The following is a 14,926-nucleotide window of genomic DNA, read 5'->3' on the forward strand; positions in this document are numbered from 1 at the left end:
CCGTCATTCTACCTGCTTTGTGAGGCCGAGGCCGCCCTGCGCGACCTGAACCACCACCCCTGCTGCATCCCTGCCGCCGCCAGCAGGATCAGCGCCACGCCCAGCCACTGCAGCGGTGCCAAGCGATGGCCGAACGCCACCCAATCTACCAGGATCGCGGCGATCGGATAGATGAACGACAGCGCGCCGGTCAGCGCCGTGGGCAGGCGTTGGATGGCGCTGTACAACAGCACGTACATCAACCCGGTATGCACCACCCCCAGTGTCACCAGGCTACCCAGCGCGGCAGGCGCTGCCGGTAGCCCGCCGAACCCGACCCAAGGGGCCAGCAGCAGTGCGCCGGTACTTACCTGGATCAAGGCAATCAGGTGCGGCGGGGTTCCGCTCAAGCGCTTGATGATCAATGCCGCCACGGCATAGAGCAGCGCCGCCCCCAATGCCAGGCCGATACCTAGCAGGTACTCATCGCCGCCCTGCCCTTGCCCGTGAGCGCTGACGATCGCCAACATGCCGAGGAAGGCCAGTGTCAGCCAGGTCAGCTTGGCTGCGGTAATCCGCTCGCCAAGAAACACCGCCGCCAGGCCCACCAGCAGGAAAGGCTGGACGTTGTAGACGGCCGTGCCGATGGCGATCGAAGCGCGCGAATAAGAGGCGAACAGCAACAACCAGTTGCCGACGATGGCGACCCCGCTGAGCACCGCCAACAGAAAGGTGGTGCGGCTCAGGATACCGGGCTTGAGAAAGCCCATGACCGCACAAATCAGCAGCAAGGTGCCAGCGCCCAGCACACAACGCCAGAACACCACGTCCAGCACCGGCTGCCCGGACACCAGCACGAACCAGCCAATGGTTCCGGAAATCAGCATGGCGGCGACCATTTCCAGCGAGCCGCGACGAATCGAACTGTCCATCTCATGCCTCCTGTCGAAGATGGCAACAGTATGCTGGCGCGGACATGGGCACTCCAGCGGATAAACAAGGCCAGAATCACCAATCGCCTTTACTATCAAGGCAGATTTCCATTTTTACCTGACGAGGCAAGCATGACCGACGATATCGACCAACTGCTGATCAATGCCCTGATGGAGGATTCGCGCCGCTCGCTCAAGGCCCTGGCGCAGATCAGCGGGCTCTCCGCCCCCAGCGTCAGCGAGCGGCTGCGCCGCCTGGAAGAACGCGGCGTGCTTCGCGGCTATACCGTGGAAATCGACCCACGCTGTTTCGGTTACCAGTTACAGGCCATCGTGCGAATCCGGCCGCTGCCGGGGCAATTGCAGGAAGTCGAGCGGCAGATCGTCGCCATTCCCGAGTTCACCGAATGCGACAAGGTTACCGGCGAGGACTGCTTCATCGCACGCCTGCATGTGCGCTCGATGGAACAGCTGGACACCCTGCTTGACCGGCTCAACACCTTGGCCGAGACCAACACCGCGATCATCAAGAAGACACCGGTCAAGCGGCGCCTGCCACCGATGGCATGACCCAAGATTTGTACACAAGAATGTCACCTAGAGTGCCATTTTTGTGTGCACTGGTTACGGAAACGCCCCAGCACGTTACACCGGAAAGCCGATAAAAATTGACTCTAAAATCAACTAATAAGTGAATGCAAAATAAATACTGATCAAATGGTCAATTTATAGTTCTTTATTTTCATAAAGTTAATAAACAAAAGGAGAAAGTCAAAGTAATAGCAACTCAGAAACTGTGCTCTCTCTGGCATGGAACTGGCTTAAGTGAACTTGTGTTTTGTATACAACTTAAACAAAACATAAATACACAAGAACACGCAGCGCCTCCCCGCAGGCCGCTAGCACCCTGAACCCAGTGATGCCAATGCTGCACAGACGAGAAGGCGAGCCCGTGCGCAAGCCCGCCTCATCGCAGTCCTAGCGCATCAGGAGCCGCCGGAATGAGTAGCAGTCTCGACCTTGCCCCTGAACTTTCCGTTGCCAGCACCAGCCCCACCGCCACCACGCTGGAAAACCCCGCCGGACCGTACGAGCTGAGTCCACGCCTGCACAACCGTGATCTTGCGCCAACCCGCATCGAGGGTCGGCGCTGGGGTGGCTACAGCATCTTCGCCTTGTGGACCAACGATGTGCACAACATCGCCAACTACTCTTTCGCCATGGGGCTGTTCGCCCTGGGCCTTGGCGGCTGGCAGATTCTGGTCTCTCTGGCGATCGGTGCCGCGCTTGTCTACTTTTTCATGAACCTCTCCGGCTACATGGGCCAGAAGACCGGCGTACCGTTCCCGGTCATGAGCCGCATCGCCTTCGGTATCCATGGCGCGCAGATTCCCGCGCTGATCCGCGCGGTGATCGCGATCGCCTGGTTCGGTATCCAGACCTACCTGGCCTCGGTGGTACTGCGCGTGCTGCTCACCGCCGTGTGGCCACAGGTAGCCGCCTATGACCACGACAGCATTCTCGGATTGTCGAGCCTGGGCTGGGTATGCTTCGTGGCGATCTGGATCGTGCAGTTGGTGATCCTCGCCTACGGCATGGAGATGGTGCGCCGTTACGAAGGTTTCGCCGGGCCGGTGATCCTGCTGACCGTGGCGAGCCTGGCCGCCTGGATGTTCTTCAAGAACGATGCGCGCATCGCCTGGTCGGTGGCCGATCCGCTGACCGGCTACGAGATGTGGCGCAACATCTTTGCCGGTGGCGCGCTCTGGCTGGCAATCTACGGCACCCTGGTGCTCAACTTCTGCGACTTCGCCCGGTCCTCGCCATGCCGCAGGACCATCCGCGTCGGCAATTTCTGGGGACTGCCAGTGAACATCCTGGTATTTGCGGTGATCACCGTGGTGCTGTGCGGCGCACAGTTCCAGATCAACGGCCAGGTGATAGACAGCCCGACCCAGATCGTCGCTACCATCCCCAACACCCTGTTCCTGGTCCTGGGCTGCATGGCCTTCCTGATCGTCACCGTCGCGGTGAACATCATGGCCAACTTCGTCGCCCCGGCCTTCGTGCTCAGCAACCTGGCACCACGCCACCTGAACTTCCGCCGCGCCGGGCTGATCAGTGCCACCGTGGCGGTGCTGATCCTGCCGTGGAACCTGTACAACAGCCCGCTGGTGATCGTGTACTTCCTGTCCGGCCTGGGCGCCCTGCTCGGCCCGCTGTACGGCGTGATCATGTCCGACTACTGGCTGCTGCGCAAAGGCCGGGTCAACGTGCCGGAGCTGTACAGCGAGAACCCGGCCGGCGCCTATCACTACTCGCGTGGCATCAACCTTCGGGCGCTCGCGGCGTTCATTCCATCGGCCCTGCTGGCGATCGTGCTGGCGCTGGTACCGCACTTCCACAGCGTCGCGCCATTCTCCTGGCTGATCGGCGCAGGTACCGCGGCCGCGCTCTACCTGCTGATCGCACCGCGCAATCGCCAGTACCTCGACGTCAGCGGCGAAGCCATCGCCGTCGACCACAGCAGCCATTGATCAAGGGAAGTTCTTTGATGCGTATTCTGATCGTCAACGTCAACACCACCGAAGCCATCACCGAGGCCATTGCCGAACAGGCGCGCAGCGTTGCAGCGCCCGGCACGGAGATCGTCGGGCTGACGCCCTGGTTCGGCGCGGAGTCGGTGGAGGGAAATTTCGAGAGCTATCTGGCCGCCATCGCCGTGATGGACCGGGTGCTGGCCTACGACCAGCCCTACGACGCGGTGATCCAGGCCGGGTACGGCGAGCACGGCCGCGAAGGTTTGCAGGAGTTGCTCAATGTACCGGTGGTGGACATCACCGATGCCGCCGCCAGCACCGCGATGTACCTGGGCCATGCCTACTCGGTAGTCACCACGCTGGACCGCACCGTGCCGCTGATCGAGGATCGCCTGAAGCTGTCCGGACTCTACGACCGCTGCGCCTCGGTACGGGCCAGCGGCCTGGCCGTACTGGAACTGGAGGCTGATCCGCAGCGCGCCGTGGAGGCCATCGTCGAACAGGCCGAGCGTGCCGTGCGTGACGACAAGGCCGAGGTGATCTGCCTGGGCTGCGGCGGCATGGCCGGGCTCGACGAACAGATTCGCCAGCGTACCGGCGTGCCGGTGGTCGATGGCGTGAGCGCCGCGGTGACCATCGCCGAATCGCTGGTGCGATTGGGGTTGAGCACGTCGAAAGTGCGCACCTATGCGACGCCACGGGTGAAGAAGGTGGTGGGCTGGCCGATGCGGCTGGGGCGGTAAATTCAGCTCGAGGCCGCCGTATCGTCATCCTGAAGGCGCGGCGGCCTTGTCACAAGCTGACCCACTCTCCCAGTGATGCTTACGACTTGTCGACATGCCGGTTGCTGCGCAGCATGAGAAAAATGCCGATGGATACAGCGGACGACTTCCACATGATTATTTCGTGACCGAAAACTCTCCACATTTCGGTCCATAAAGAGCTGGTCAAGCCCCCCGCTAGAAGGGCCAGCCCTACCCATCCGCGCCAGGGTGATACGGTCCAGCGATCCAGTGTCCACCAGATGATCATGATCAAAATCGGCTGCAGCAGATCATCGAACGACATGTTCAACCCCAGCTTTCAGTAACAGGGAAGTAGAACTGCGTTGCGGACCAATACCGCCCTGGACCTTGGCCTCGACTGATACCAAGACATCACCCGCGTGAAACGTTGGCAGACGATTGGAGACAAAAGCGAATGTGCCCATCTTTGCCGCACCAACTACCAACGCCGGGGCGAACGTCCCGGTGACTGCAGCCCCCCCTGCCGACACCAGAGCAGCGACTGTCCAGCGCTGTGAGTTCAGAGCATCCCCCTGCTCACGCGTCAACGGCAATGAAACCGCCACCACCATCACGCAGGGCAACTGCCCGGTCTGCATCCGCTCGTACAGTTCCTTCACCTTGCCGACCACGCGATACTGATGTCGGCCCGCTGTTGGAATATGCAGCGTATTGAGCCAGCAGCAGTTATCGGCCCTCACGGTGAACTCGATGACATCGAAGGTCACGCCGCGATGACCGATGAACCGATAAGACCGATCGATTTCCATGCAACCCCGCACTCCTCACGCCCGGTATCGAATTTCCGGAAACCCGTGAACAGTGCCTTGTCGTCACCTGGAAATAAGTCGGTCTGGACACCCCGACCGAGTCAGAAACGTCTGAATCAGGTCGGGCAAACCTCGGACCCACCATCGAGTTCCTGACGCACGTTGCGGCTGAGCATGGTGGCCTTGCCGTCATGCCAGGTCAGGGTGATGACGTAGAGCGTGTCGAAATCATCGCCGTCCCAGTCCGAGGTGATGACGCGCTTCTCGCCCAGGGCCTTGCCAGCCACGGCGTTGATCAGGTCTGGGAGGTAGCCGTGCGACCAGGCGGTATAGACCGTGGCGTTGCGGTACTTGGCGCGCAGCAGTTCTTCGGCGAGATCGTCGTAGTCGTTGGCGCCGAAGTCGATATTGACCGGCAGCCCGAGGCGGATGGCGCTGGGGCTGATGGTCATGAGCGGACGGATGTAGCTGTAGCGTTTATCCTCGCTGCCCTCCTCGACATGCCGACCGGGGTCGGCGGCGAACACGTAGTCGGCAGCGCCGAAACGCTCCGGCAGCAACGTGGCCAGGTCGATGGCGCGGTTGAGGCCCTGGCAGTTCAGTTGCCCCAGCCCCTCGCCGGGCTTCTCGGCATGGCGCAGGAACACCAGCGTCTGGGTTCCATCACCGTGCTGGTCGCGACTTTGCACCACATCGAGGGTCAGCGGTATCAGCACCGCGGCGAGGGTGAGACCGAGAAACAGGTGACGGCGTCGCAGGTATTGCATCCACTTCATGGCAGGGCTCGTTCGGCTAAGGACGGGGAGCATCCTTGCTTGTGCACCATCCTTGCCGGCGGCGGTGCAAGGCACCGGCCGCCTGATGGGCTCTTCCATGCTGGCCCTCCCTGGCAGCAGCCATGTTGGACCATCGATGTTGCCGAATTACGTCACCCTTGCAACAACCGGACATCAATCATCCCGCGTCAGCACCTCGAGCAACTCGATCTCGAAGGTCAGGTCCGAGTTCGGCGGGATGCTGCCCACCGAGCGCTCGCCATAGCCCAGGTGCGCGGGTACCTGCAGCCTGCGCTTGCCGCCCACGCGCATGCCCATCAGACCCTGGTCCCAGCCCTTGATCACCCGGCCGGTACCGATCACGCACTGGAAGGGCTTGCCGCGCGACCAGGACGAGTCGAACTCGCTGCCGTCGGCCAGCCAGCCGGTGTACTGGGTGGTGATCAGGGCGCCTTTGACCACGGCCTTGCCGTCGCCTTCCTGGATCTCGGTGATGTGCAGTTCCTGAGTCACGGTCATTTCCTTGCGGCAGATTTCGAGGCCGCCCTTTTCTCAGGAATGCACGGATTTGGCAAGTCCGGGGGCGACGTCGTGCTGGCGCATCGACCACCGGACGCCGCCGATCACCTTCACGATGGCTGCCGTCTCCAGTCAAGTCGGGCCAGTCCGGCATGCAATCCCACAATTTCGCCGAATGGTTGCGAAACGCGCTTAGCTGAACAGCTGCATGACCTGCTCGCCGGTGAGGTCCTGGGTCTGATTGGAGAAGCAGTACCAGCTCGGGCGCTCGTCGACGTAGATCTGCATCGTGAACTGCCAGTCATCGCCTTTGAGCAGGCCGACCGGCAACGCGTATTCGTTCTTGGCGATCAGGCGGTAGTAAAGGTGAGTGCCACACTGCCCGCAAAAGCCCCGCTCGGCCCAGTCGGAGGAGCGGAAGACGCTGGGAACAGCGCCTTCGAAACTGGGCGGCTGGGTGCAGTGCACGGCCAACATCGGGCCTCCGGCCCAGGTGCGGCACATGCTGCAGTGGCAAGCGTTGACTTCGAGGTTGTCGACCGTGGCAGTCAGGCGGGTGGCGCCGCAGAGGCACGCGCCGTGCTTGGTGTGAGACATGGGAGGGGCTCCTGGCGGGTGAGGAAGCTGCAAAGTATAGCGGTGCAGCTACAGCCCTCTTCGCGGGCAAGTCGCACCGGCGAACCGCCGCTCCCACAAGAGGCCCGCAAGCCACCCTCGCCAGTCAGATGAACACTGTCCCTCGCATATACAGCGCCCCACGCCCGCTGATGATCACTCGGCCGTTACCCGGCACCTCGCACTGCAACTGCCCCTTGCGCACCCCGCCCTGCTCGCAGCTGAGGCTGCGCTTGCCGAGGCGCTCGGACCAGTAAGGCGCCAGCGAGGTGTGTGCCGAGCCGGTCACCGGATCTTCGTTGATCCCCACTCGAGGGCCGAACCAGCGGGTGACAAAGTCGAAGCCGCGCCCCGGCGCAGTCACGGCAATGCCACGCACATCGAAGGCCGACAGCGCGACGAAATCGGGCTTGAGCGGATCCATCAACGCTGCATCGTCGATCACCACCACGAAGTCATCCGAGCGGTACAGCGCGCGGGCGCTCGGCAGACCGAGGGCCTCGAGCAGGCCATCGGGGATGTCCACCGCCACAGGTTGCTTGGCCGGGAAGTCCATGGCCAGCAAGCCATCTGCACCGCGACTGACGCGCAACTCACCGCTGCGGGTATTGAAGCGCAACACATCGGCCTGCTCATGCAACTGCTCGAACAACACCCAGGCCGAAGCCAGGGTGGCGTGGCCGCACAAATCGACCTCCACGGCCGGGGTGAACCAGCGCAGGTCGAAGCCTTCGCCGTTACGCACGAAGTAGGCCGTCTCGGACAGGTTGTTCTCTTCGGCGATGCGCTGCAGCACATCGTCCGGCAGCCAGCTGTCCAGCGGAATCACCGCCGCCGGGTTACCGCCAAAAGGTTCGGCCGAAAAAGCATCGACCTGGAAGATCTCAAGTTGCATGCACACACTCCTTGTCAGGCGGGATCGAAAGCTGGGATTACGACAGTACTGGCGTGAGCACCGGTTCGCCAGCGAAGAATGCCTGGAGATTGCGCAGCACCAGGGTCACGGTGTCGCGCGCCGCTTCCGGCGACTGGCCGGCGACATGCGGGGTCAGCACGGTATTGCCCAACACCTTGAGTGCCTCGGGCACGGCAGGCTCGTCATCGAAGACATCCAATGCTGCGCCAGCGATGACGCCTGCCTGCAATGCCTGCACCAGTGCCTGGGTATCGACCACGCTCGCGCGGGCGATATTGACCAGATACCCCTCGCCCCCCAGCGCCTCGAGCACCGGGGCATCGACCAGATGCAGGGTACCGGCACCACCCGGGGTGGCGATCACCAGGATGTCCACGGCCTGGGCCAGTTGCAACGGGCTGTCGTACCAGGTGTAGGGCACATCACCACGCGGCGTGCGACTGTGGTAGCTGACGCTCATGTCGAAGCCCTGGGCTGCACGCTTGGCGATGGCCTGGCCGATGGCGCCAAGGCCGATGATGCCAAGGCGCTTGCCACTCACCGATGGGCTGATGACTCGGTTCCATTCACCGCGCCGGGTGCTGGCATCGGCCCGGGGAATGTCGCGCAACATCGCCAGCAACAGGGCCATGGCGTGATCGGCGACCGGGCCTGCGTTGGCGCCAGCACCATTGGTGACGGTGATGCCACGGGCCTTCGCGGCGGCCAGGTCGACCTGCTCATAGCCTGCGCCGATCACGCAGATGATTTCGAGTTTGGGCAGTGCCTGGATTTCAGCACCGGTCAGGCCCAGCGGGCCACGGGTGAGGACAGCGTCGATCTGCTCGGCATGCTGGGCGATGGCTTGTGCACGCTGTTGCGGGGATGGGGCACGAATCAGGCGGTAACCGGCCTGCTCCAGCAGCGGCAGGTAATCATCGACGGTTTCCACCAGTACCAGGACTGTCTTGCTCATGCCACCCTCCGGTTCGATTCAGAGGGGGATTATGCCAGTTCGGCGGGAGACTGCGAGGGCCTCTATCGCGGGGGCGAGCCCACGACAGGGACGTGAAGGATACTTACTGCGCGAAGGCCCTGCCCAATCCACCCGGCACACCGCTGCTGTCGGTTTCCTGCCAGGGGCCATTGGGGCTCAGCGACCAGCTCCAGCCCTTGTCATAACGGTAGTAGGTGCGCTGACGATAGAAGGTGTTGGGCTGCTTCTCCAGCACATAGACGCCAAGCTTCGGGTCCCAGTGGCTGGCACCGCCTGGCGGGGGCGCGAAGCTCGCGGAGGTGCGTGGCATCGGCTTGGGAATACCGGACGGCGCGCCAGGCTGCGGTGCGGGCTGTCCGCCCGGTAGCGGCTTGACCACCGGCACCTGGTGCGGTGGTGGCGTGGTCTCGATCGGTGGCAGCGACTCGCGCTCGCCTGGTTGGTGCACCGTACAGGCAGAAAGCCCCAGGGCCAGGGTGATCAGGGTCAGGCGTACGCTGCGGTTCATGGCGGCAATCTCTTATCGGTCGGGTCGGTCGATGGTCAGCTGCTGGGTTGGCTGGCCGCGGGTAGCCAGCGGCGCGCTCTGGCCGATCCACTCGCCCTGGGTCGGCTGGCCGGCACGCGATACGCGCGCAACCAGTTGGACTTCAGCGAAGTCCGACAGTTTCATCTGCGGCATCATCGCGTCGGCATCCGACAGCTGTACTTCGATCGGCAACTGCGCCACCGTCACCCGCTTGGCCGCCAGCGGCATCGGCGGGCCGTTGCTGGCGCGGGCGAAGATGAACACGGTGTCGTCCGGCTTGACCTTGTCCTTGAGCGCTGCGGCCAGCTCGACACGCACGGTCAGGCTCGCCGCCTGCACCGGCTTGCCGCCATCGGCCTTGAGCTTGTCGGCGGCACGGTCGATACCACCCTGCAAGGCAGCGCGCGAGGCGTCGCCTTCGGGCAGTTGCGACAGCAGGCGTTGCCAGTAATCGATCGCTTCCTGGTAGCGCTCGCCCTCGAAGGCAGCAATGCCGCGCAGCCCCAGGCTGGTAACCTCGTTCGGGTCGGCCTTGAGCGCTTCGTCGGTCAGGCTCTGCAGTTGCGCACTCCACTGCTTGTCGGCAGCGAAGTACTGCGCCTGGGCCCACTGCCCGAGCAGCTCGGGTTCACGACCGACCAGGGCGACCGCACGCTCGAAGGCCTTGGCGGCATCGCCTGGACGCTGGTCGGCCATGTAGGCGCGGCCGAGGAAATACAGGCCCTCGGCAGAGTCCGGCTGGGCCTGCACGGCACGCTCCAGGCGCGTGGTCATCTCCTGCATGGTTTTCGGCGCATCGGCGAACTCACGGGTCAGCTCGACCTTGTCGGCGGCGCCGAAATGCAGGTACAACCCCAGCGCCATTACCGGCACCAGCACGGCAGCCACCAGCGGCAGGGTCTTGCCCAGATGCCCCTGACGCGGCGCCTCGCTACATTCGGTATCGGACAGCAGTTCACGGGCCGCCTCGTCGCGGCCCTTGGCCAGTTGCCCGGCGTCGAGCACCCCGGCCTCCTGCTGCGCAGTCAACTCAGCGACCCGCTCCTGATACAAGGCCACGTTGAGCGCGGTGCGGTCTTCTTCGGCCTGCTGCTGGCGGCGGCCACGCAGGATCGGGATCAGCAGGAAAGCCAGGGCGGCGAGCAACAGCAGGCCCGCACTCAGCCAGAATTCAGTCATGGGTCTGTTCTTTATCCAGCAGTTTGGCGAGACGTTCGCGTTCGTCCACGGAGAGTTCGGAGTTGCCCTGCGCCACCGGGCTGCGGCGCCGACGGACGATCACCGCCAGCACCACGAAGCCGCCAGCCAGCAACACGCCAGGGCCGAACCAGAGCAACCAGGTACGCGCCGTCAGCGCTGGCTTGTAGCGTACGAAGTCGCCGTAGCGATCGACCATGAAGTCGATGATCTGCTGGTTGCTCTGGTTTTCGCCGAGCATGCGGAAGATCTCCCGGCGCAGGTCGGCGGCGATCGGTGCGTTGGAGTCGGCGATGTCCTGGTTCTGGCACTTGGGGCAGCGCAGTTCCTTGGTCAGTTGCTGGTAGCGCTCGCGCTCGGCATCGTCGCGGAACTGATAGGTATCGATGGCCGCCCTGGCCATGCCGGCCAGGCTCAAGCCAAGTACGGCGGCGGCAAGCCAGCGCTTCATGGCCGCCCCTCATCGACCAGCCCCTGGTAAAGCGGCGCCAGTTGCTCGCGCCAGACCGTGGCATCGACCACACCGACATGCTTGTAGCGGATGATGCCTTTGGCGTCGATGAGGAAGGTTTCCGGCGCGCCGTACACGCCAAGGTCCAGGCCCAGGGTGCCCTGCTCGTCGCGGATGTCGAGCTGGTAAGGGTTGTGGAACTCGGCCAGCCATTTGAGCGCGGCGGCGTTGTCGTCCTTGTAGTTGATGCCGTGGATCACCACGCCTTGCTCGGCCAGTTGGTTCAAATAAGGGTGCTCGACCTTGCACGATGGGCACCAGGTGCCCCAGACGTTGACCAGCGCCGGTCGCCCCTGCAGGTCGGCCTGGGTCAGGGTCCGGTCGCCCTGCACGCTCTGCAGCGAGAATGCCGGGAATGGCTTGCCGATCATCGCCGACGGCAGTTCATCGGGCTTGAGGAACAGCCCCTTGTACAGAAACACGGCCATCAGCAGGAACACCGCCAATGGCACTACCATGATCCAACGCTTCATGCCGTCGCTCCAGACAGGCCCAATGTATCGCGCACCCGCGCCGTGACCTTGACGCGATAACGCCGATCGAGCGCTGCGAGCAGCCCGCCCAGTGCGGTCAGCAAGCCGCCCAGCCAGATCCAGCGCACATAGGGCTTGATGTGTACCCGTACCGCCCAGGCACCGTTCTCCAGTGGCTCGCCCAGGGCGACATAGAGGTCGCGGGTAAAGCCGGCATCGATACCGGCCTCGGTCATCATCGATTGCTGCACGGTGTACAGGCGTTTTTCCGGGTGCAGCACGGTCACTTCACGCCCCTCACGCGACACACGGATGGTGCCCCTGTCGGAGATGAAGTTCGGCCCCTCGAAGTGCCTGGCGCCCTCGAACAGGAAGTGATAACCGCCCAGTTCGACGCTTTCGCCCGGCGCCAGGCGCAGGTCGCGCTCGGCGCTGTTGTTGCTCGACAGCACCACGCCCAGGGCACAAACAACTAGCCCCAGGTGGGCCAGGTGCATGCCCCAGTAGCTGCGGTGCAGGCCGCGCAGTCCCTTGAGCAGGCCCTTGTGACGGGTCTTGTCGAGAATATCGCGCACCCCGCCGAGCACCACCCAGGCGGCCAGGGCGAAGACGCTGAGCGCCGGCCAGTCGAAGTCGTCGACGATCAGCCCGGCGACCGGCGCCAGGATCGCGCTGCCGATCAGCACCGGCGTCAGCATGCCGAACAGCCATCTGCCAGGCGTATCCTTCCAGCGCACCAGCACACCAATCGCCAGCACTACCATCAGCAGCGCCATCAACGGCAGGAACAACGCATCGAAGTAAGGTGGGCCGACCGACAGCTTGGCGCCGGTCAGGGCGTCGAGCACCAGCGGGTAGAGCGTGCCCAGCAGGATCATCGAGGCAGCCACCACCAGCACCAGGTTGTTGGCCAGCAGCAGCGTCTCGCGCGACCACAGGCCAAAGCCCACGTGGCTCTTGACCACCGGTGCGCGCAGGGCGAACAGGGTCAGCGAGCCGCCGACCACGAACAGCAGGAAGATCAGGATGAACACACCGCGCGACGGGTCGGCGGCGAAGGCATGTACCGAGGTCAGCACCCCGGAGCGCACCAGGAAGGTACCCAGCAGGCTCAGCGAGAACGCCGCGATGGCGAGCAGCACGGTCCAGCTCTTGAACACCCCGCGCTTTTCGGTCACTGCCAGCGAGTGAATCAGCGCAGTGCCGACCAGCCATGGCATGAACGAGGCGTTTTCCACCGGATCCCAGAACCACCAGCCGCCCCAGCCCAGCTCATAGTAGGCCCACCAGGAGCCGAGCGTGATGCCGATGCCGAGGAAGGCCCAGGCGACGATGGTCCAGGGCCGCGACCAGCGCGCCCAGGCGGCATCCAGGCGACCACCGAGCAGCGCCGCGATGGCAAAGGCGAAGGCCACCGAGAAGCCCACGTAGCCCATGTACAGCATCGGCGGATGGACGATCAGGCCGAAGTCCTGCAGCAGCGGATTGAGATCGCGACCGTCGGTAGGCACCTGCGGCAGCAGGCGGGTGAACGGGTTGGAGGTGATGATCAGGAACGACAGGAAACCGGTGCTGATCATGCCCATCACCGCCAGCACACGCGCCAGCATCACTTGCGGCAACTGGCGCGAGAACACCGACACGGCGAAGGTCCAGCCACCCAGGATCAACGCCCAGAGCAGCAGCGAGCCTTCGTGGGCGCCCCACACAGCGCTGAACTTGTAGTACCAGGGCAGTGCGGTGTTGGAGTTGTGGGCGACATAGGCGACCGAGAAATTGTCGGTCATGAAGGCGTGGGTGAGGCAGGCGAAGGCAAAGGCGAGGAAGGCGAACTGGCCCCAGGCCGCAGGGCGCGCCAGACTCATCCAGAGACGGTCGCCACGCCAGGCACCGAGCAGCGGCACGCTGGCCTGCACCACGGCAAAACAGATCGCCAGGATCATCGCCAACTGGCCAAGCTCGGGGATCACCAGGGCAGCGTTCATGGCTTGACCTCGCCGGCAGTGGCGGCCTGGCCGCTCTCCTTGAGCGCCTTGGTCACTTCAGGCGGCATGTACTTCTCGTCGTGCTTGGCCAGCACCTCGTCAGCCACCACCACGCCCTCGGCGTTGAGCTTGCCCAAGGCAACGATGCCCTGCCCTTCGCGGAACAGGTCCGGGAGGATGCCACGGTAGGTGATCGGCACCGATTTGTTGAAGTCGGTGACCACGAAGCGTACGTCGAGCGAGTCGGCCGAGCGCTGCACCGAGCCCTTCTCGACCATGCCGCCGGCGCGAATGCGTGTGTCCTGCGGTGCCTCGCCGTTGGCGATCTGGGTGGGCGTGTAGAACAGGTTGATGTTCTGCTGCAGGGCACTCAGGGCAAAGCCCAGGGCCACGGCGACGCCGACCAGCAGGCCGAGGATGAGCAACAGACGTTTCTTGCGCTGCGGATTCACTGGTGGTTCTCCCGGCGCAGACGGCGCGCCTCTTCTTGCAGGTAGCGGCGGCGGGCCAGTAGCGGCAGGGCGACATTGATCGCCAGTACCGTGAGGCAGATGCCATAGGCCGACCACACGTACAGGCCATGATGGCCCATGGCGAGGAAATCACTGAAAGAGGCGAAACTCATCGCACGATCTCCCGGCCCAGGCTGCTGAGCACCTCTTCGCGCACCCAACTGGCACGCGCTTCGCGCTTGAGCACTTCAAGGCGCATGCGCAGCAGCAGCACGGCGCCGAAGAAGCAATAGAACCCCAGCACCGTCAGCAATAGCGGCAGCCACATCTCGGCGGGCATGGCCGGTTTTTCGGTGAGGGTGAAGGTGGCGCCCTGGTGCAGGGTGTTCCACCACTCCACCGAGTACTTGATGATCGGGATGTTGACCACGCCGACGATGGCCAGCACCGCGCAGGCCTTGGCGGCGCTGTCACGGTTACTGATGGCCTGGCCCAGAGCGATGATGCCGAAGTACAGGAACAGCAGGATCAGCATCGAGGTCAGGCGCGCGTCCCACACCCACCAGCTGCCCCAGGTCGGTTTGCCCCAGATCGCCCCGGTGACCAGCGCCACTGCGGTCATCCAGGCGCCGATGGGGGCGGCGCACTGCAGGGCGACGTCGGCCAGCTTCATCTTCCACACCAGCCCCACCACACCGGCGACCGCCAGCAGCACGTAGCAGGACTGCGCGAGCATGGCCGCAGGGACGTGGATATAGATGATGCGGAAGCTGTTGCCCTGCTGGTAGTCCTGCGGGGCGAAAGCCAGGCCCCAGGCGATGCCCACCAGCAGCAGGAGCACCGCAGCGATGGTCAGCCACGGCAGCATGCGGCCGCTGATGGCATAGAACCATTTGGGGGAACCCAGTTTGTGGAACCACGTCCAGCTCATTTTCATCAGGGTACATCCAGGGTCTTTGCCGGGCTTCGGT

At 63.8% G+C, this 14,926-nt stretch carries 19 protein-coding genes; 3 read left to right on the forward strand and 16 right to left on the reverse strand.

The genetic code is table 11. From position 1 onward, the window contains the following. Positions 1–8 precede the first annotated feature (8 nt). A complete protein-coding gene (locus tag AB688_RS20005) occupies positions 9–911 on the reverse strand; it encodes a DMT family transporter (protein WP_054894756.1) in 903 nt (300 codons plus the stop codon). 132 nt (positions 912–1,043) lie between these two features. Between AB688_RS20005 and AB688_RS20010 the strand changes: the two genes are divergently transcribed. The 3 genes from AB688_RS20010 to AB688_RS20020 all read left to right on the forward strand — a co-directional run bounded on the left by AB688_RS20010 (position 1,044) and on the right by AB688_RS20020 (position 4,194). After that, on the forward strand, positions 1,044–1,481 hold the full coding sequence (locus AB688_RS20010; protein ID WP_063545655.1) for an Lrp/AsnC family transcriptional regulator: 438 nt from the start codon (positions 1,044–1,046) through the stop codon (positions 1,479–1,481). A 431-nt stretch (positions 1,482–1,912) separates the two neighbouring features. Then, positions 1,913–3,448, forward strand: a complete 1,536-nt coding sequence (locus AB688_RS20015) for an NCS1 family nucleobase:cation symporter-1 (RefSeq protein ID WP_063545656.1) — start codon at positions 1,913–1,915, stop codon at positions 3,446–3,448. 17 nt (positions 3,449–3,465) lie between these two features. After that, positions 3,466–4,194, forward strand: coding sequence for an aspartate/glutamate racemase family protein (locus AB688_RS20020; protein WP_054894753.1), 729 nt, complete (start codon positions 3,466–3,468; stop codon positions 4,192–4,194). A gap of 79 nt (positions 4,195–4,273) precedes the next feature. Here AB688_RS20020 and AB688_RS20025 read toward each other — a convergent pair whose 3' ends face one another. The 15 genes from AB688_RS20025 to AB688_RS20095 form a co-directional block, all read right to left on the reverse strand. Further along, the gene (locus AB688_RS20025; protein WP_063545657.1) at positions 4,274–4,519 is read right to left on the reverse strand and encodes a hypothetical protein; all 246 of its coding nucleotides are present in this window, start codon (positions 4,517–4,519) and stop codon (positions 4,274–4,276) included. Continuing rightward, positions 4,506–5,006 (reverse strand): hypothetical protein, encoded by a 501-nt coding sequence (locus AB688_RS20030; protein WP_063545658.1) that lies wholly within the window; start codon positions 5,004–5,006, stop codon positions 4,506–4,508. The genes AB688_RS20025 and AB688_RS20030 overlap by 14 nt, the downstream gene beginning before the upstream one ends. Before the next feature lie 116 nt (positions 5,007–5,122). Further along, positions 5,123–5,782, reverse strand: coding sequence for a hypothetical protein (locus AB688_RS20035; RefSeq protein ID WP_054894750.1), 660 nt, complete (start codon positions 5,780–5,782; stop codon positions 5,123–5,125). 174 nt (positions 5,783–5,956) lie between these two features. After that, positions 5,957–6,295 (reverse strand): FKBP-type peptidyl-prolyl cis-trans isomerase, encoded by a 339-nt coding sequence (locus AB688_RS20040; protein WP_054894778.1) that lies wholly within the window; start codon positions 6,293–6,295, stop codon positions 5,957–5,959. 198 nt (positions 6,296–6,493) lie between these two features. Next, entirely contained in the window at positions 6,494–6,898 is a 405-nt protein-coding gene (locus tag AB688_RS20045; RefSeq protein WP_063545659.1) for a GFA family protein, read from the reverse strand. 124 nt (positions 6,899–7,022) lie between these two features. Then, on the reverse strand, positions 7,023–7,811 hold the full coding sequence (locus AB688_RS20050; protein ID WP_063545660.1) for a PhzF family phenazine biosynthesis protein: 789 nt from the start codon (positions 7,809–7,811) through the stop codon (positions 7,023–7,025). A 37-nt stretch (positions 7,812–7,848) separates the two neighbouring features. Beyond that, positions 7,849–8,787: a 2-hydroxyacid dehydrogenase gene (locus AB688_RS20055; RefSeq protein WP_063545661.1), complete on the reverse strand. Its 939-nt coding sequence runs from the start codon at positions 8,785–8,787 to the stop codon at positions 7,849–7,851. A gap of 103 nt (positions 8,788–8,890) precedes the next feature. Next, positions 8,891–9,316, reverse strand: a complete 426-nt coding sequence (locus AB688_RS20060; RefSeq protein ID WP_063545662.1) for a hypothetical protein — start codon at positions 9,314–9,316, stop codon at positions 8,891–8,893. Between the two features lie 12 nt (positions 9,317–9,328). Further along, on the reverse strand, positions 9,329–10,516 hold the full coding sequence (gene ccmI, locus AB688_RS20065; protein WP_063545663.1) for a c-type cytochrome biogenesis protein CcmI: 1,188 nt from the start codon (positions 10,514–10,516) through the stop codon (positions 9,329–9,331). Then, on the reverse strand, positions 10,509–10,985 hold the full coding sequence (locus tag AB688_RS20070) for a cytochrome c-type biogenesis protein (protein WP_063545664.1): 477 nt from the start codon (positions 10,983–10,985) through the stop codon (positions 10,509–10,511). The genes ccmI and AB688_RS20070 overlap by 8 nt, the downstream gene beginning before the upstream one ends. Continuing rightward, on the reverse strand, positions 10,982–11,518 hold the full coding sequence (locus AB688_RS20075; protein ID WP_063545665.1) for a DsbE family thiol:disulfide interchange protein: 537 nt from the start codon (positions 11,516–11,518) through the stop codon (positions 10,982–10,984). Before AB688_RS20075 ends, AB688_RS20070 begins: the two co-directional genes overlap by 4 nt. After that, the gene (locus AB688_RS20080; RefSeq protein ID WP_196759908.1) at positions 11,515–13,488 is read right to left on the reverse strand and encodes a heme lyase CcmF/NrfE family subunit; all 1,974 of its coding nucleotides are present in this window, start codon (positions 13,486–13,488) and stop codon (positions 11,515–11,517) included. Before AB688_RS20080 ends, AB688_RS20075 begins: the two co-directional genes overlap by 4 nt. Positions 13,489–13,499: 11 nt before the next feature. Then, complete coding sequence (gene ccmE, locus AB688_RS20085; RefSeq protein WP_054895613.1) at positions 13,500–13,955, reverse strand: cytochrome c maturation protein CcmE; 456 nt, start codon at positions 13,953–13,955, stop codon at positions 13,500–13,502. Next, positions 13,952–14,128 (reverse strand): heme exporter protein CcmD, encoded by a 177-nt coding sequence (gene ccmD, locus AB688_RS20090; protein ID WP_063545667.1) that lies wholly within the window; start codon positions 14,126–14,128, stop codon positions 13,952–13,954. Before ccmD ends, ccmE begins: the two co-directional genes overlap by 4 nt. Next, positions 14,125–14,892: a heme ABC transporter permease gene (locus AB688_RS20095; protein ID WP_063545668.1), complete on the reverse strand. Its 768-nt coding sequence runs from the start codon at positions 14,890–14,892 to the stop codon at positions 14,125–14,127. Before AB688_RS20095 ends, ccmD begins: the two co-directional genes overlap by 4 nt. Between the last annotated feature and the right edge of the window lie 34 nt (positions 14,893–14,926).

It is taken from the genome of Pseudomonas putida (genome assembly GCF_001636055.1).
GTDB lineage: Bacteria > Pseudomonadota > Gammaproteobacteria > Pseudomonadales > Pseudomonadaceae > Aquipseudomonas > Aquipseudomonas machongensis.